Here is a 16,184-nt window from a genome sequence, read left to right as displayed (position 1 = left end):
GACCATCCTTGTGACGCACCATGCTATTCGCCCTCCTAAATTAAGAAATCCAATTACCTGGCCCCTGCCGGGCGCCCTAGCTGGGCTGCCAGTGCCGCCCCTTCCGGATAGAGCTCCGCCATGACCTCCTCGAAGCCCGCGCCCAGCATGCGCCGGACCCGCGACAGGAAGATCGGCGCCGGATGACTCGGTTCGTGAAGCAGGAAGTATTCGACGATGCGATCGAGTGCCGCCTCCACGTCCTTTCTCGTCGCCAGACTGGACCCGCTCCTGTGCGCCTCGCCGTTGCGAACCGGCTCGACGGCTGAAACTGACGGTTCATCGCTCGTGTCGGGCGGCCCATTCGTGCTGATTCGCGACAGAGCCTGATTCAGCAAAGTCAACACGCCCGTGATGTCGATCTGCTGCTCCGCGGCATCCATCGATTCACTTATCTTTAGAAAGGAATCCTGAATTTGATGAAGAAAGCTCGATGTCGACGCCTTATGAGCGGAATCCTTGAGAATCGCACCCGCCTCTCCATTCGCCAGCGCACTCAAGGAAATGTCCGTCTCGCCGAAGCAGGCGCAGCCGAACTGATGCAGGAACTGAGAAGTTGAGATCCAGCCCAGGTGCAGCGCATGAATGTCGCCCGGCGCCTCGCCAGGTAACGCGCGCGGATGAATGGCATCGACCGGCAGGCTCATGATGTCGGCCAGCACCCTGACGCTCTCGGCCAGCCCGGCGATGCCTCTTCTCGCCATGCACGCGCGGATGTACCAGATCGCCACACGGATATCCTTCGCCCGTGCCAACAGAGTCATGCAGGTCTTTTCGATCGACGTCCATTGAAAGGCGCCCTCCCCCTTTCTCTGCGGCGCAGCGCCGATCGCGTCGTACTCGCAGATCGCGGCATCGATTCGCATGAAATCTTCGTCGAAGTCCAATTCGTCAGACACGCCCGGAGATTGCATTGATATGTTCTCGTCCATCACATTCCTCGAGATACCCCACACCGGCAGCAGGATTTCTAAAAAACGAAGTCGGAAAACGCTGCTGCCGTACTGCAGTCGCAATAGTGACTGCACACCCCACGGCCGGGGAGTCCTGGTGCTTGAAAGAAGCCCTGATTTTCTGACGCCACGTGACATTTGGGAAAATGATTCACCCCCCTCCATCACACCGCATCGTAAGCACCATCAAGCCCGCACGCCCATCCCTTAATGCAATTTAAATTTCATCAAACATAATTTGACGAATGATGGAGGTTTTACTATGTTTAAACTATCGTGCCCGAAAAGCCTTCACACCACGAGCCATCAGGCGCAACGATGGCGCGAACGCAGAACGGCACAGTGCGCATTTCGATGCAGGAAAAATACAATCCGGGAAATGAAAGTGCACGCATCGCTTGTACACAAGCAATGCGTCATTCGAGCATCGATTTACGCGCGAACACATCCACATCACAACCATTTATACAGTTTATTTCATTTGGCTGACATCAACCCACCACCACCCCAATCAGAACGGATGTGAAATTAATTGTTCGCTTCATAAAATCTTCATACTCATCACGGGCAAGCCACCACACAAACAGCTGCTTTTACGGACAAGCACGCTCTCAGGAATCACTCCGTCTAGAGAATTCACTCTATGACACAACAAATATAAGCGTTCACCTCCCCCATGGCAAGCTAAATAAATCGAACGAGAATTTCACATTTCTTCAGAAATGGCCGTTCAATGGCACCACCAGCCCTCGCGCCATCGGCAAAATCACCTATGGAACCGATTCCATTCAGTACGAAACACAGGAATATTGATTCTGTATTACCGATACCCGGCTCATTATATTTCAAGGTGGAATTTTTTTACCCAATCAACAACCAGGAAAAAACAATATCGACACATCAGGAAAAATATTCGCGCCACGATGGTTTCAAGAAAAAATTACTTACCCTCAACATTCTCCTCATCGGACGTACAGGATTGTCCGGCCCACATCAGACGCCGCCGACCCTCGCGACGCCCGCTCGATCGAGAAGGTTATAGCGATCGATATAGCCGGAGGCATCACCACACGCCATATCGTCGACCTTATAGAGGCGCGTTGGAATACATTTTCTCGGCCCACTCTCCTCGCCTGTGCCGTGAAGCGCGCCTCGAATCGGTCGGATCGATAAGGATGCGCAGGTGCAGTGCCCTGACGATATGGCGCTTCGGGCAACCGTGAATATTGTTGCTCCTCGGTTCGTCGCTCGACGTCGTGATGAATCGACCTGACACCATCGCATGTACCGACGCTGCACAACGCAAGTCGGACGGCGCGCGGTTAAACCGCCGCGAACACGAATAGACCAACCGTCGTGGGGCAGTGTTCCAACGTTGGCATGTACGCGTCGATTCCAAGCGAAGTGACTGCGCGACGAGAAGGACAAGAATCGGTTGAACGCAAGCGATGCTTCAGCCACCCGCACGGTGCGAGACACGTACCGTCGCGCTTCATGGCGAAGCGCGATGCCCACATCGATGACCATTGCGCGGGCAACCGATGGAATCGGTTATTCGACTTCGCGCTCGATCCGAATCATCAATACATGCCATTTACCGACCGGCGGACTGACCACAGCGTTTTGCAGATCACCCCGCACCTCGCGATTGTTCGAAACGCAGCAAGCCGAGCTTCGGCGAGAAGATGCGGCTGTTCACCCGATCGGGCTTGATTCGTTTCGTCAGGGTGGCGGAGGCCGTCGCGATGCTTCTTCCTGAATTTCGGGAATGCCACGCGTTTGGCGAAGAAGTTTTCATACGCCCACGCTCTCCCCTGGATCTCATGCCGCAAGGGATGCAGCGGCGCTTCAGCCAGTCGCGGCGGCTCGCCGCGCGGTCAGGTGTCACACCGTGGCCACGCAGTCGATGAACTCGTCGCCCGCCTCGCGGTTCTTCGTCGGCGACGCGAGCACCGTGTTGTAGACGAAGCTGCACGACCCGGCAAAGCGGCGCATGTCGTGTCGCCGTTCACCGGTCGACATCAGCGCGAACGCAAAGGGTTGAAGGCATTGCATCGGGTCACTGCACAGTTGACCGATCAACCCGAGCCACGACATTCGACACGACCGTCATCGCATCTTCCTGTTGCATGCGCATGTGTTCTTCTTGACGAAATACCGGCGCGAGATATTTACCAAGGCGATACCGGACGACATGCACGATGTCTTTGCCGGTATATGCCGCAATGTCGAAGTCGGGCGGCTGGAACCCGATGCAAGGGCAAGCCCGTGCGCCTGCCGGTGAACCCTCCACCCAGAGCCGCGGACCGCCGGCCTCGAAAGCACATCCAGCCGCATGATCCAGCGGAAGAACGACCTCGGCCTCCGCAAGAAATCGCGGCGTGCTGCACGTTATCCAACCTTGCCCGATGCCTGCGGCTTCCACGCTATCTTTCCGCGCCCCGACGCGCTATGTTTGACGCGCTTGCCGATCAATCGCTGCATGCTCCTCTCAACACCACCACACGGAGACACAGATGGCGACATGGCGTTTCAGATTCGCGTGCGCAGCCCTTGCCGCGGCGATGACCGTTCTGGCAGGGGGTCCCGCTCAATCGGCGCAAGCCGCCGAAGCCTTCGGCTCGCCGGGCGCGACACCCGTGCGGGGTCCGTCGGCCAAGTCGTTCCTCGGCACCGCGGTCAACGGAAAGTCGCGCGTGTACTTCACCGGTTACCGAGGCATCCTGTCCGAGGTCTACTATCCGGTGCTCGACACCCCTGAATCGGTCGACTTGCAGTTCCTGGTCGGCGATACGGGCAAGACCTTCGTCGACGAGGAAAAGTCGCAGGCCTACTCGGCGCAACAAACCGACGCGCGAACCATGAGTTGGCAAGTGACGGTCCGCAACCGCGCGCATCACTGGGAAATGCGCAAGGTCATCTTCGCGGACCCGACCTACAACGCCATCGTTCAGCGCGTCACCTTCACGGCGCTCGACGGCCGCACGGTCGGCGATTTCAATCTGTATCTGTTGTCGAAGCCCTATCTCGACAATGCCGGGAGCGGCAACACCGCGCAGACGGTTTCCTATCGCGCCGGCACGGCGCTGGTTGCCAGCCGCGACAGCCGTTATTCCGCACTGGTGGCAAGCGCGCCGTGGAAGGTGGTCAACGGCGTCCGCATGACATCGAACGGCTTCGTCGCGCAAAGCGACGGCTGGACCGATCTGCTCGGCGGGCGAGCCGACAAGACCATGGACTGGACCTTCTCGTCCGCCACCAACGGCAACGTGGCGCAGATGGGCTGGGTCGACACCGGCGACCCGACCGCGACCCGCGTGTCGTTCGACGTAGTGCTCGGCTTTGGCGGTACGCAGGACCAGGCGCTCGGCGACGCGGGCGCCGTGCTCGGCAGCGATCTCGCGAACGCGCAGCAGCAATACGATGCGGCGTGGCATCAGTACGCGGCGGGCCTGTCGACGCAAAACGGTACGGCCGATGCCGCCTACTATCTTGCCGCCATGACGCTCAAGACGATGCAGGACAAGAGCAACGGCGCGATGATCGCCGGCATCGGCACGCCCTGGGGCGAAACGCAGGGTGACGCCAACGCAGGCGGCTATCACCTGGTCTGGGCGCGCGACCTCTTCAAGTTCGCCAACGCGCTGACGACGGCGGGCGATACGTCGACGGCTGCGAGCGTCGTCAACTACCTGTTCGATACGCTGCAACAGACCGCCAACTGCGGTATCGCCGAATACAACGCGTCGGGCTGCCCGCAGGGCTACAGCCGCGTGGGCCGATTTCCGCAGAATGCCTGGGTGAGCGGCTGGCCATACTGGCAAGGCACCCAGATGGACGAGCAAGCCATGCCGATCATCCTGGCGTGGCGTCTCGGCCCGAGCGTATCCGACCCGCTATGGCCCAAGATCAAGCTCGCCGCCGACTATATCGTCGCCACCGGCCCCTGGACCTACCAGGAACGCTGGGAGGAAAACGCCGGCTATTCACCGTCCACGATCGCCGCCGAAATCGCCGGCCTCGTCACGGCGGCCGACATCGCGATTCGCAACAACGACACGGCAAGCGCCTCGCGCTACCTGTCGACGGCCGACTACTGGCAGGAAAACGTCGCGGCGTGGACTTACACCGGCACCGGTTCGTTCGGAAGCGGCCGCTACTACCTGCGCATCAACCCGGCGAACCGTTCAGGAACCGGCACCGATCGCGCGAGCTTTGCCCCGACGGCCGGCCCCGACGCCGCGCAAATCCTCGCGATCAAGAACGGCGGCGGAAGCCACGATGCGCGACGCGTGGTCGACGGCGGCTTCTTCGAGCTGGTGCGGATGGGCGTGAAACGCGCGACCGATCCCACGATCCTCAATACGATCGCCGTATACGACAGCGTGCTGGGCCAGTCGCTGAGCGTGCCGAACGGGCCGTCGCCGAGCCCGAACGCGTGGTTCCGCTACAACTTCGATGGATACGGCGAACATAACGACGACGGCGATTTCGACGGAACCGGCGTCGGCCGATTGTGGCCGATCTTCACCGCCGAGCGCGGCATGTACGAGATCGCTCGCCAGGGCCGCGGCGATGCCGGCCGCGCCTATTTGTCCACGCTCAAGCAGCTGACGACGCCCGAAGGGTTCCTGCCCGAGCAGGTATGGCCCACGTCGACCACGCTGCCGGACAACTGGGTGGTCACGACGCCCGCCAATGAAACGCCCGGCCGGCCGACCCGGTCGATGGCGCCGTTGAACTGGGCAATGGGCGAATACATCAGCCTCCTGGCCTCGATTCAGGCCGGACGCATCGTCGACGTGCCGTCGGTCGTCTGCGCGCGCTACGGCACTTGCCTGCCCCCCTTGCAAAGCGGACAGGTCGCCGTCTCGGTCAACGTCAATGCCGGCACCCAGCTCGGCCAGCAAGTCTACGTGACAGGCAACGTGGCGGCACTCGGCAACTGGAATACGGATCTCGGCATTCCGGTCGACCCGGCTCGTTACCCCGTTTGGAGCAATACCGTCAACCTCCCCGCCGGCCAGACCATTCAATATAAGTATTACCGCAAGAACGCGGACGGCGGCGTGAGCTGGGAGAATCTGACGGCGAACCGCCTGATGCAGACGCCGGCGCATGCGAACCTGACGCTGAACGATCAGGTGAGCTGGTGAAGACGCGTGTTCGCCGGCTTGCCGCCGCCGCCGCGCTGTTGAGCGCGGCGACATTGGGGATGCGCTTCGGCGTGCTTGCCGTTCGGGAGCCTGGGGCAGCCGCGCAAGCGGCCGCTCCGTCCGATCGCGCGCCGCCCGTGAGGTCGGCTCCACCGTCGAGTCGATCGCTCGTCGAGGCGCTGCCGCCGATGAAGGCCGCTGCGACGGGAACCACGTGGAGCGCGACCCCGGCCAAGACCCAGCCGCCGATCGAGGCCCAGCGTGGCGCGCCCGACATCCGAGGCGCGCAGCCGCTCAAGCCGCCGCCCTCGAATCCGGGTTGATCGTCATGCCTGCCGGCTTGAAGCGGGCGGATTTCCATGCCCCTTTGCCGCACCTCGTCAGGCGACGGCGCGGCATTCCGAAAATTTCCCGATCAACGGGACCACGCGAAGGATCGCGCGCGGCGCGCCGGACGCGGATCCGGGCGATGCCGCGCTGCAAGCCGTCGTCGACGCCGCCTTCGCCCCGACTGAAGCGGCCGGGCACGATCGACCGGACCGGCCGGGCTGCGTGGGCTCGTGCCGCGCCGCCCGCGATGCACGCCACACGCCGCGCCGCTAGATCCGCATCAGCACGACGCCGACGATCAGGCACAGCGCCCCGGCAAGACGCAGCGGCGTGGCGGGCAGCCGGGCGAGCCCCATCAAGCCGTACTGGTCGCAGAGCATCGACGTGAGCATCTGCCCCGTCACGATGAACGCCACGGTCGCCGCCGCGCCGAGGCGCGGCAGCAGGATGATGGACAGCACGATATACGCGCCGCCGAACAAGCCGCCGAGCCACGCGAACCACGGCACCGATGCGAGCGCGTGGGCGCCGGGCCGCGACGCGCCCTGGATCAGCAGCACGATGATCATCATCACCGTGCCGCCGAGATAGCTGACGAGCGCGGCCCAGGACCAGGACGCGAGCCCCGAACGCAGATTGACGTTGAGAATCGCCTGGACGACGAGGCTCGAACCCGCAAGCATCGCCACGAACGGCAGCCCCACGAAAGACAAAAGCTCACGCATGACGATCAGGATCGGTCGGTTGGGCATCCGGCGGGCCGGCGCGCGAGACGCCCCCGCCGCGATGCGATGATCAGCGGATCGCGCTCAGGTCGAGCGGCGCGCCCGTCTTGGTCTTGATTTCGTCGACGCTCACGCCGTCGGCCAACTCGACCACCTTCAGCCCCGCCGGCGTCACCTCGATCACGCCGAGGTCGGTGATGATCAGGTCCACGACGCCCACGCCCGTCAGCGGCAGCGTGCATGCGTCGAGAATCTTGTGCTGGTCGCCCTTCGCGACGTGCTCCATCAGCACGATCACGCGCTTCACGCCCGCCACCAGGTCCATCGCACCGCCCATGCCCTTGATCATCTTGCCCGGGATCAGCCAGTTCGCGAGATCGCCCGTCCTGCTGACCTGCATCGCGCCGAGGATCGCGAGATCGACGTGGCCGCCGCGGATCATCGCGAACGAATCCGCCGACGAGAACGTCGACGAACCCGGCAGCGTCGTGATCGTCTGCTTGCCGGCATTGATCAGGTCGGCGTCGACCTCGTCGTCGGCCGGGAACGGCCCGATGCCGAGCAGCCCGTTCTCCGACTGCAGCCACACCTCCGCCCGCGGCGGCACGTGGTTGGCCACGAGCGTCGGCAGGCCGATGCCGAGGTTCACATAAAAGCCGTCCTGCAGCTCCCGCGCCGCGCGCGCGGCCATCTGGTCACGATTCCAGGCCATGTCGCGCTCCTTTCGTGCGGACGGTGCGTTGTTCGATGCGCTTTTCCGGCGTGGCGTTGAGCACCACCCGCTGCACGAAGATGCCGGGCGTATGGACCTCGTCCGGATCGAAGGTGCCGGTCTCGACGATCTCCTCGACCTCCGCGACCGTGATCCTGCCCGCCATCGCGCATACCGGGTTGAAGTTGCGCGCCGTGCGGCGGTAGATCAGGTTGCCCGCCTTGTCCGCCTTCCAGGCCTTCACGAGCGCGACGTCGGCCGTGAGCGACGGCTCCAGCACGTAGTGGCGATCGCCGAACTGGCGGGTTTCCTTGCCCTCCGCGATCACCGTGCCGTAGCCCGTCCCCGTGAAGAAGGCCGGGATCCCCGCACCGCCCGCGCGCAGCTTCTCCGCGAGCGTGCCTTGCGGCGTGAATTCGATCTCGACCTCGCCCGCCAGATATTGACGTTCGAATTCCTTGTTGTCGCCGACGTAGGAGGAAAACATCTTCCTGATCTGCCGCGTTTCGAGCAGCAGCCCGAGTCCGAAGCCGTCGACGCCAGCGGTGTTGCTGATGCAGGTGAGCCCCTTCACGCCGGTGTCGCGCAGCGCGGCGATCAACGCCTCGGGAATGCCGCACAGGCCGAAGCCGCCGACCGCGAAGGTCTGTCCGTCCCCGACGATGCCATCGAGCGCGGCGGCCGCGCTCGGATAGAGTTTGTTCATCTCACATCCCTTCTTCCAAGAAAGCCTGTCGAGTCGGACGACGTGCGGCATGCGCGATACCCGTGCGCGTCCTCGTGCAACGGCGCGCGGATTCGCCGAAACGAGCGTGACGGCGCGCCGCATGAAACACCATCCGCAAAACCACATCAGCACCGATTGCGATGAAGGTCCGCCCGACATGCCCGCCTGCTTTGAATCGGCCATCGCGTCAGTCGGCATCGCTCGTGTCGTGGAAACGCGCCGGATTCAAACCGATGCACGCATCGACAAGCGCAGCCCATCCACGCCGACGGAGGCGATGCGCCCATGCGCACCAACACGCCGCGTCCCTATCGCAACACGCGCGATGCCGATCGGGACCGGCATGATCCCTGCGCCCTGCCAGGCGCTACGTCGTGCCCCGTCAAAACACCCCGGCACGACCGACCACCCGGCGCAACGCGCCGGCCGATCGATCGCGCCGGGGTCGGGCAACGCCTTCCCGTGCGCTCGCCTCGCGCCTAGACCGAGTGAAGCGTCCGGTCCGGCGCCGTCGGCCCGAGGAAATCGCTTTCCTCCAGCACGAGCCGCTCCACCCGCCCGCCTGCTTCGAGCGCATCCACGATCTCGGGCAGGTCCGCGCTGGACACCCGCCCGTAGAAGTAGTGATCCGGCTCGACCAGGAGCGCGGGCCCCGCCCAGCACGCGTCGAGACAGCTCGACGTGCACGCCCGGACTTCCGTCGCCGCCAGGCCGCGCACCCGCACCAGCTCCTTCAGCTCGGCGTGCAGCTCGACCGAACCGCGCGCCGCGCACGAGCCCTTCTGCGCCCCCGCCGGCCGCAGGTTCGTGCAGACCATCAGATAACGTTGACGCTGCGTCATCGTCCGGCCCCCGCTTATGCGCGCGCGCCGGACAGCAACGCGTCGCGCTCGGCCGGCTGCCGCGACGACAGCTTGAGCAGGCGCTCCGCGTTCAGGCCCAGGATCTTCTCCTTGCTCGAGGCGGACAGCTCCGTACGATTCGCGATCGCCGCCACGGCGCCCGGGAACATCGCGTCGAAGTGCGGATAGTCGGACGCGAACAGCAGGTTGTCGTCACCCATCGTCGCCGCGACGTAGTTCAGCATCACTTCGTCCGGGTCGCAGCTGACCCAGCAGTTGCGCTGGAAATACTCGCTCGGCTTGAGCTGGAGATCCGGCACATACCAGCCCAGGTGCTCGAAGTCCTTGTCCATCCGGTCGACCCAGTAGGGCAGCCAGCCCACGCCGCTCTCCATGAACGCCACCCGCAGATCCGGGAAGCGCTCGAACACGCCGCCCGCGATCAGCGTCAGGCAGGCGAACTGCTGCTCGAACGGATGCGACAGCACGTGACTGATGTAGTGGTTGTAGCGGCCCTTCGCGTTCGCCTCGTAGCGATCGGCGCCGATGATCGGCAGCGGGCCGTTCGCGCCCTCGTGAAAACCCACGCAGACGTCGAGGTCGACGATCGCCTCCCACAGCGGGTCGTACTCGGCATCGTCGAGATTGCGATGCCCATACGGATTGGGCCGCATGTACACGCCGACCATGCCCAGCTCCGTGACCGCGCGCCGCAATTCGCGGATCGAGGCCTGCACGTCGAGCAGCGGCAGGTGCGCATAGCCCTTCAGCCGGTCCGTATCGACCGAGCAATAGTCATGCAGCCAGTTGTTGTACGCGATGCTGATCCGCTCCGAGAGCGGCCGGTCCTGGATCCCGGTCAGGAACATGCCGAGCGTCGGGAACAGCACCGCGACGTCGATGCCTTCGAGATCCATGTCCTTCAGGCGCTCGCGCGAATCGAAGCCGCCCGCCTTGTTGAACTCGTAGCGCTTCGTCTTGATCGCGGGCGGCACGACCGGCGCGCCCGCCGAACCCGCGCCGTTCAGGCCGTAGTGATGGCGCGGAAACAGGCGCCCGTCCACCACCACGCGTTGCAGCCCGGTCTCGTCCTCGATGATCTTCGGCGCGCGTCCGCGGTAGGCGCTGTCGATATAGCGCTCCCACAGGTCCACGGGCTCCAGCACATGTCCGTCGGCGTCGATGACGCGATGCGTACTCATGCGCGTGCCTCCTGCAGCGATGCGGTCCGTTGTCCGTGCGCGGCGTCGCGCGGATCCTCGGCGAGCGTGCGGCTCAGGTTCTCCACGAGATCCGCATAGGTCTCGAGGAACAGGTGCAGGCCGCGGTACACCGCGTCGCGGTTGGTCTGTTCGAGCATGGCGTACAGGATCACCGCGTCGAGCATCAGGCTCGCGTGGCTCGCCTCGAATGCCGGCGCGCCGTCCTCGCCGTCCTCCGAGGCATGGTCGCCGAAGTAGTCGCAGGCGTGATCGCTGAGCCCGTAGTCGCGCTGGAACCGCTTGAAGCCCTTGTAGAGCTTCCCGTACAGCTGGCCCGCGACGGATTCGTTGCCGTACATGAACGCGCATGCGCCGGCGCACGACACATCCGGACGCTTGGTGATGATGCGGCGCGTATGCCAGGCGTTGAGCGCCTGCTCGGGCAGTACGTCGATCGGATCCTCCCGATCCATCTGGTCGGCCGTCACGCGCATGGAACCCGCCGCCACCAGCTCGTCGATGACGCCGTAGAACCGTTCCAGATGCGGCGGGTCGCGGCGCAGCATGCCCTTGTGCGTCAGGACCGCGAGCGCATCGTCGACCGAGATCTGCTGCTGCGATTCCGACCAGACCGCATGCAGCATCGGCGTGACCGTCGAGACGAGATAGTGCGGGTTGTCCGTGAACTCGTCGAAGGCGGCGAACAGCGGGCCCGCGGCCGCGATCCGGTCGCGCCGGCCGCGTTCGAGCCGGGTGTCCTCGGTGATCCGCCCGGACAGATACAGCAGGCCGCCGCGCAGGCCGTTGTGATAGTGGCGCACGGTGCGCAGCACCGTGGCCAGCGCGTCCGGGCCGTGGGCGCGCGCGCCGAAGCGGCTGTCGAATTCCTTGATGCTGCGCTGGACCCGGTGGTCGCGGATGTATTCGAGCAGATGCCGCCGGGTGTTCTCGGGCGACGGGTCCGCCGCGAGCTGCAACAGGCGCGGCGGCACGCGATCGGTGATGGACAGGATGTAACGCTCCAGGTCGTTCTCGGTGGCGACCCAGGTGTTCAGCGGAGGTTCGATGAACGGATTGGACGAAGACGTTGCAACGGACATATTCACGCTCCGATAGAGGAAACGGCGACCGCCGGCGGCGGCCGCCCACTGCGTTGAACAGGGAACACGCGCTTACAAGCCCTCGGGCCGGCGCGGCGGCCGAGTACCTCTGATTTGAGTGCGATGCATGACGCGGCGGGAGGCGGGATCGAACGCTTCCCGCATGTGCATGGTCATCCGGTTGTCCCAGATGAGCAGGTCGCCGACGGTCCAGCGGTGGCGATAGACCGCGGTCTCGACGTGCGCCCAGATCGCGTTGATCAGGCGCTCGGATTCGTCCAGCTCGAGCGGCGACAGGTAGGCGTTGCGGCGCCGCCCCATGTAGATCGCCCGTTCCCGCGTGACCGGATGTTCGATGACGAGCGGATGCAGGAGACCGACCGCCGCGCGCGGGTCGTCGCAATGCGCCATGCCCTTGCGCAGCGCGTTCGACGAGTCGTAGGTGCCGTCATGCTTGACGTCGAGCCCCTTGACCCGTTCATACAGCTCGGGCGGCAAGGCCGCCAGCGCGGCCTTCATGTTCGCGAACAGCGTGTCGCCGCCCCAGGCCGGCAGTTCCAGCGCGTACAGGATCGACGCGTCCGGCGGGTCCGGCCGATAGCTCGAATCGGTATGCCACGCGGATTCGCCGTCGCCCAGCGCGCCGATCGGATTGCCCTGCGCGTCGCGCACGTTGGACACGACGAAGATGTTCGGATAGCCGGGCGGGGATTTCACGCCCTCGCCCTGATTCGGCGGAACGTCGAGCGTGCCGAAATGCGAGGAAAAAGCCAATAGCTGATCGTCGCTCAGCGTCTGATTGCGAAACACCAGAACGCCATGCCGATCCCACGCCGATATTATCTTTTCTATTTCAGCCTGAGTCGGATCCCGCAGATCCACGTTCTTGATTTCCGCCCCGAAAGGCGTGATTGGAACAACAGTCAATGCACTGCCGGCAGACATAGGGCGCCTCCCTCTCGACAGAATATGACATCCCGCTGCGCGAGCGGCGTCCGGGCCGTTCTTGCGCGAGCGTGTGGGGTTGGATTGGGATCGAGCATAACCACGCGCAGTGCTCCGCGATAGTCCAAAAGATTGGACTTGCCGTTAATTTTGAAGCGCCGTCGATATTGAAAAGATGATTAACCCAACAACCGTACGACATGATTCGCATTCATCGAAATCGGCCCATTGAAAATCCAATGCGATCGGAAATCGTGGAATAAAAATCCCATCGATTTCATGCATCGGGAAAATAGGGTGATCGATTCGGCGCGCGGCACCCGGCGCGGCGCCGGATGCGGTATTCGCTACCGGTCCGGCGATCCGCGCATCACAGCGATCGCGAGCCGATCAGGCGGCGAAAGAACAGATTCGGCATTTTCTGGTGAATGCCCATGCCGACGAGCATTTCGCGCAGATGCGCGGGATGGCAGGCGAGCTTTTCGCAGATGCGATTGCGGCATTTGTAGATCGCATCCGGGCTGCGCGTGCTCGCGATCGGCCGGTGCTTGTTCATGAAGTGGGCGATCTGCTTGAAGTCCCAGTTCATCGCGAGCAGGAAGCAGACCTCGTGCTCGTAGTCCGTCAGCCGGGCGCCGCCCACGGCGAGCGGCCCGTTGACGTGCTCGATGCTGCAACCGATGCCGAATTCGAGCACGTAGTTGGGCACCAGCGCGAGGAAGCGGGACAGTTCGATCTTGTGGGCCGCATAGACGACGCCGAGCGCGGACTCGGTCGCCACCTGCTTCAGCGCGTATTTCTCGAAGACCAGCGCGTCGATCCCGTGACTGTATTCGTGCACGTTGAGAATCGATTTCTTCTGGTGGAGATCCGGCTGCCGCAGCAGTTCCTGGTCTTCCCGCACATAGCAGTCCGCGAACTGCGCGGTGCCCTCGCACGGCATGTCGCGATCCGTGCGGCCCGCCACGTCCAGGCCGCACGACAGGCCGACGAGCCGGGCAAAGGCGTCCGTGGCGCTCAGGTGGCGCGAATGGATGTCCTTGACGCCCAGGACGACGTCGGTCTGGGATGAGATCGTGCGCACCGACTCCTTGAACGTTTCGACCAGCACCTTTTGCGCCGCGTCGAAATGCTCAGGCGATACCAGCCTCATGCCGCCCCCTTCGCTGCCCACGGGCAGAGCTGCCCGGCGAGGGGCGCGTATGGATCGTGTGGGGAAACCTGCCTGGAAATGAAGCCGCCCGAACGCCCGGACAGGCGTCAAGGCGGGCTGGGCGCCCGCTCCGGTGTTGCCCGGATCCCGCCGGCGTCCTGCCGCATCAACCGTGTATCTCGTCCTGCTCTCGTCCTGCTCTCGTCCTGTTCGGAGCGCGACGCCGCGCCCGAACCGCGCCGACCGCCGACCGCCAACCGCCGCGCGCGGCGCGCCGCCTCGCGCGTCGATCGGATGATCAGATCGCCTGCTCGACCAGGAAGTCCTCCCTGCAGCGTCCCACCAGCCAGCGCGGCAGACGCCCGCGGCCGCACCAGGTCTGCCCGGTCTCGGGATCGCGGTACTTGGGCTGCAAGGGGCCGCGCCGGCCGTCGCGGATCCGCATTCTCACGTGGTTGCCGTAGATCTGTTCCGGCGCGATCGCGTAGCGTTCCACGGCCGCGCGGATGTCGCACAGCACCTGTTCGAGTTCACGTTGCCGCGCAGCCTTGGCTTCATCGTTGAGCGCCTTGAGCTGCGCCTTCAGTATCGCGTAGGTTGTCATTCGGTTTCTCCCGGCAAGCGTCGACCTTCGTCACGGCCCGCCCGCTCTCGACAGGCGGCACGCAGCGCCCAGAACCCCGCGCCCGTGCGCGCCAGAACAAAACAACGATCGCCGAACCCGGCGATCGCAAACCCGCCCGCCCCCGGGCCAACGGTGCGTTACTTGGCAAGCGGTAATTCGATATTCGCCCGCGAATCGACGGACGCCCGGCCGGCGTCTGCCACGCTCGCATGCACCATCCGGATGCATGCTTCGCAGTGCGAAATGAAAACTCAGGGAAAACACGATATTTCCCCTACTCACGCCCCAGGGCGGCGTCGCCGCTACCGCATCCGCCGGACCTGCGCGACGGATGCGCCCGCCGCCACCCGGACGTCACCGGCGGGACGGGTGGCCAGGACGATCGCGCTGGCAACGAGCAGCACCGCGATCGTGAGAAAACCCGCCTCGCTGCTGCCCGAGGCACTCGTCACCCAACCGATCAGCGTCGGGCTCACGAAGCCGCCGAACAGTCCCAGCGTGTTGATGAACGCAATGCCGACCGCCGCGTCCTGCTCGGCGAAATAATCGGCGGGAATCGCCCAGAACACGGTATAGCCCGTGTACATGCCGGCCGTCGCGACCGAGATCGCGGCCAGCGCGAGACCGAACTGATCCGCGAAATGCGCGCCCACCACGAGCCCCGCCGCGCCCACCGCGGTCGACAGCGCCGCGTGCGCCTGCCGTTCACCCTGCCGGTCCGAACGCCGCCCGACCAGGTAGGTCACGACAATGGTGAACAGATACGGCACGGCCGAGTACAGGCCGATTTCGGTATAGCCGCGCACGCCGGCCGACTTCAGGATGGTGGGCAACCAGAAGCCCACCGCGTAGATGCCGCTGATCAGGCCGAAATAGGTCAGCGCGAGCCGCCACACGCGCGCATCGCGCATCACCCGGCGCAGCGCGGCGCGCGGCGCGGGCTCGGGATGCCGCTGCGCGAGCGCGGTCGCGACCGCCTGCTTCTCGTCATGCGTCAGCCAGCCCGCAAGCTCGGGCGCATCGCTCAAGGACGCCCACGTGATGACGCCGAGCACGAGCGCGGGCATGCCTTCGAGCAGAAACATCCAGCGCCAGCCGGACAGGCCGGCGAGCCCGCTGAAATGCTCGATGATCGCCCCCGACACCACGCCGCCCACGATCGACGCCACGGGCAGCGCCCACATCAGCATCGCCATCGCGCGCCCCATGCGCTGGCGCGGATACCAGCGGGTCAGGAAATAGATCAGGCCGGGCGCGAAGCCCGCTTCGAACAGGCCCAGCAGGAAGCGCAGCGCGTAGAACGTGTTCGCATCGGACACGAGGCAGGTCGCCGCCGACGTCAGCCCCCACAGCACCATGATGCGGCTCAGCGTCAGGCGCGCGCCCACGCGCACGAGCAGCATGTTGCTCGGCACCTCGACGAGCACGTAACCGAGAAAGAAAATGCCCGCGCCGAGCCCGTAGGCGGCGTCGCTGAGCCCCAGCTCGTGCTGCATCTGCAGCTTCGCGAAACCGACGTTGACGCGGTCGATATAGGCGACGCAATAGCACAGCGCCAGGAATGCCAGCACTCTTAAATCGATCTTCCGATATGCGCTCGCATATGAATCAGGAACGCCTTTCGTTTGAACGGACATTCGATCCTCGGTAGCCGTTGTAAGTATGTGCAGCCGAA

15 protein-coding genes are annotated in these 16,184 nt (G+C 64.3%); 2 read left to right on the top strand and 13 right to left on the bottom strand.

Annotation, left to right across the window (positions count from 1 at the left end; translation table 11 throughout):
* Positions 1–53: 53 nt before the first annotated feature.
* From AC1RQF_RS10085 to AC1RQF_RS10075, 3 genes are all read right to left on the bottom strand, one after another.
* On the bottom strand, positions 54–971 hold the full coding sequence (locus AC1RQF_RS10085; RefSeq protein WP_492871932.1) for a type VI secretion system protein TssA: 918 nt from the start codon (positions 969–971) through the stop codon (positions 54–56).
* Positions 972–2,876: 1,905 nt separating this feature from the next.
* The gene (locus AC1RQF_RS10080) at positions 2,877–3,047 is read right to left on the bottom strand and encodes a helix-turn-helix domain-containing protein (protein ID WP_492871931.1); all 171 of its coding nucleotides are present in this window, start codon (positions 3,045–3,047) and stop codon (positions 2,877–2,879) included.
* Positions 3,048–3,051: 4 nt separating this feature from the next.
* On the bottom strand, positions 3,052–3,417 hold the full coding sequence (locus AC1RQF_RS10075; RefSeq protein ID WP_273995315.1) for a hypothetical protein: 366 nt from the start codon (positions 3,415–3,417) through the stop codon (positions 3,052–3,054).
* Between the two features lie 91 nt (positions 3,418–3,508).
* Between AC1RQF_RS10075 and AC1RQF_RS10070 the strand changes: the two genes are divergently transcribed.
* Positions 3,509–6,148, top strand: coding sequence for a glycoside hydrolase family 15 protein (locus tag AC1RQF_RS10070; RefSeq protein WP_492871930.1), 2,640 nt, complete (start codon positions 3,509–3,511; stop codon positions 6,146–6,148).
* A complete protein-coding gene (locus tag AC1RQF_RS10065; protein ID WP_273995647.1) occupies positions 6,142–6,471 on the top strand; it encodes a hypothetical protein in 330 nt (109 codons plus the stop codon). Before AC1RQF_RS10070 ends, AC1RQF_RS10065 begins: the two co-directional genes overlap by 7 nt.
* Before the next feature lie 276 nt (positions 6,472–6,747).
* Here the strand turns inward: AC1RQF_RS10065 and AC1RQF_RS10060 are convergent, their stop codons facing one another.
* The 10 genes from AC1RQF_RS10060 to AC1RQF_RS10015 all read right to left on the bottom strand — a co-directional run bounded on the left by AC1RQF_RS10060 (position 6,748) and on the right by AC1RQF_RS10015 (position 16,146).
* Complete coding sequence (locus AC1RQF_RS10060; protein WP_273995313.1) at positions 6,748–7,203, bottom strand: DMT family transporter; 456 nt, start codon at positions 7,201–7,203, stop codon at positions 6,748–6,750.
* A gap of 70 nt (positions 7,204–7,273) precedes the next feature.
* Positions 7,274–7,915 (bottom strand): CoA transferase subunit B, encoded by a 642-nt coding sequence (locus AC1RQF_RS10055; protein WP_273995312.1) that lies wholly within the window; start codon positions 7,913–7,915, stop codon positions 7,274–7,276.
* Positions 7,899–8,621 (bottom strand): CoA transferase subunit A, encoded by a 723-nt coding sequence (locus tag AC1RQF_RS10050; RefSeq protein WP_492871928.1) that lies wholly within the window; start codon positions 8,619–8,621, stop codon positions 7,899–7,901. The genes AC1RQF_RS10055 and AC1RQF_RS10050 overlap by 17 nt, the downstream gene beginning before the upstream one ends.
* Before the next feature lie 500 nt (positions 8,622–9,121).
* On the bottom strand, positions 9,122–9,484 hold the full coding sequence (locus AC1RQF_RS10045) for a (2Fe-2S) ferredoxin domain-containing protein (RefSeq protein WP_273995309.1): 363 nt from the start codon (positions 9,482–9,484) through the stop codon (positions 9,122–9,124).
* Positions 9,485–9,498: 14 nt separating this feature from the next.
* Positions 9,499–10,686 (bottom strand): amidohydrolase family protein, encoded by a 1,188-nt coding sequence (locus AC1RQF_RS10040; RefSeq protein ID WP_273995308.1) that lies wholly within the window; start codon positions 10,684–10,686, stop codon positions 9,499–9,501.
* Positions 10,683–11,786 carry a heme oxygenase-like domain-containing protein gene (locus AC1RQF_RS10035; protein ID WP_492871926.1) on the bottom strand — a complete coding sequence of 368 codons (1,104 nt, stop codon included), beginning with the start codon at positions 11,784–11,786 and terminating at the stop codon, positions 10,683–10,685. The genes AC1RQF_RS10040 and AC1RQF_RS10035 overlap by 4 nt, the downstream gene beginning before the upstream one ends.
* Positions 11,787–11,858: 72 nt before the next feature.
* Complete coding sequence (locus tag AC1RQF_RS10030; protein WP_273995306.1) at positions 11,859–12,731, bottom strand: TauD/TfdA dioxygenase family protein; 873 nt, start codon at positions 12,729–12,731, stop codon at positions 11,859–11,861.
* 370 nt (positions 12,732–13,101) lie between these two features.
* Positions 13,102–13,884, bottom strand: coding sequence for a hypothetical protein (locus AC1RQF_RS10025; protein ID WP_273995305.1), 783 nt, complete (start codon positions 13,882–13,884; stop codon positions 13,102–13,104).
* A 298-nt stretch (positions 13,885–14,182) separates the two neighbouring features.
* Positions 14,183–14,488, bottom strand: a complete 306-nt coding sequence (locus tag AC1RQF_RS10020) for an H-NS histone family protein (RefSeq protein WP_273995303.1) — start codon at positions 14,486–14,488, stop codon at positions 14,183–14,185.
* Between the two features lie 323 nt (positions 14,489–14,811).
* Positions 14,812–16,146, bottom strand: coding sequence for an MFS transporter (locus tag AC1RQF_RS10015; protein ID WP_273995302.1), 1,335 nt, complete (start codon positions 16,144–16,146; stop codon positions 14,812–14,814).
* Between the last annotated feature and the right edge of the window lie 38 nt (positions 16,147–16,184).

The sequence above is a fragment of the Burkholderia sp. GW821-FHT14F03 genome (genome assembly GCF_058803765.1).
Note: the sequence above shows the minus strand (reverse complement) of the source record. Positions and strands in the feature narration are given on the sequence as shown.

Bases quoted from the DNA above. Each gene is read 5' to 3' on its own strand.
- AC1RQF_RS10085 (WP_492871932.1), bottom strand. From the start codon at position 971: ATGGACGAGAACATATCAATGCAATCTCCGGGCGTGTCTGACGAATTG.
- AC1RQF_RS10080 (WP_492871931.1), bottom strand. From the start codon at position 3,047: ATGCAATGCCTTCAACCCTTTGCGTTCGCGCTGATGTCGACCGGTGAA.
- AC1RQF_RS10070 (WP_492871930.1), top strand. From the start codon at position 3,509: ATGGCGACATGGCGTTTCAGATTCGCGTGCGCAGCCCTTGCCGCGGCG.
- AC1RQF_RS10060 (WP_273995313.1), bottom strand. From the start codon at position 7,203: ATGCGTGAGCTTTTGTCTTTCGTGGGGCTGCCGTTCGTGGCGATGCTT.
- AC1RQF_RS10055 (WP_273995312.1), bottom strand. From the start codon at position 7,915: ATGGCCTGGAATCGTGACCAGATGGCCGCGCGCGCGGCGCGGGAGCTG.
- AC1RQF_RS10050 (WP_492871928.1), bottom strand. From the start codon at position 8,621: ATGAACAAACTCTATCCGAGCGCGGCCGCCGCGCTCGATGGCATCGTC.
- AC1RQF_RS10045 (WP_273995309.1), bottom strand. From the start codon at position 9,484: ATGACGCAGCGTCAACGTTATCTGATGGTCTGCACGAACCTGCGGCCG.
- AC1RQF_RS10040 (WP_273995308.1), bottom strand. From the start codon at position 10,686: ATGAGTACGCATCGCGTCATCGACGCCGACGGACATGTGCTGGAGCCC.
- AC1RQF_RS10035 (WP_492871926.1), bottom strand. From the start codon at position 11,786: ATGTCCGTTGCAACGTCTTCGTCCAATCCGTTCATCGAACCTCCGCTG.
- AC1RQF_RS10030 (WP_273995306.1), bottom strand. From the start codon at position 12,731: ATGTCTGCCGGCAGTGCATTGACTGTTGTTCCAATCACGCCTTTCGGG.
- AC1RQF_RS10025 (WP_273995305.1), bottom strand. From the start codon at position 13,884: ATGAGGCTGGTATCGCCTGAGCATTTCGACGCGGCGCAAAAGGTGCTG.
- AC1RQF_RS10020 (WP_273995303.1), bottom strand. From the start codon at position 14,488: ATGACAACCTACGCGATACTGAAGGCGCAGCTCAAGGCGCTCAACGAT.
- AC1RQF_RS10015 (WP_273995302.1), bottom strand. From the start codon at position 16,146: ATGTCCGTTCAAACGAAAGGCGTTCCTGATTCATATGCGAGCGCATAT.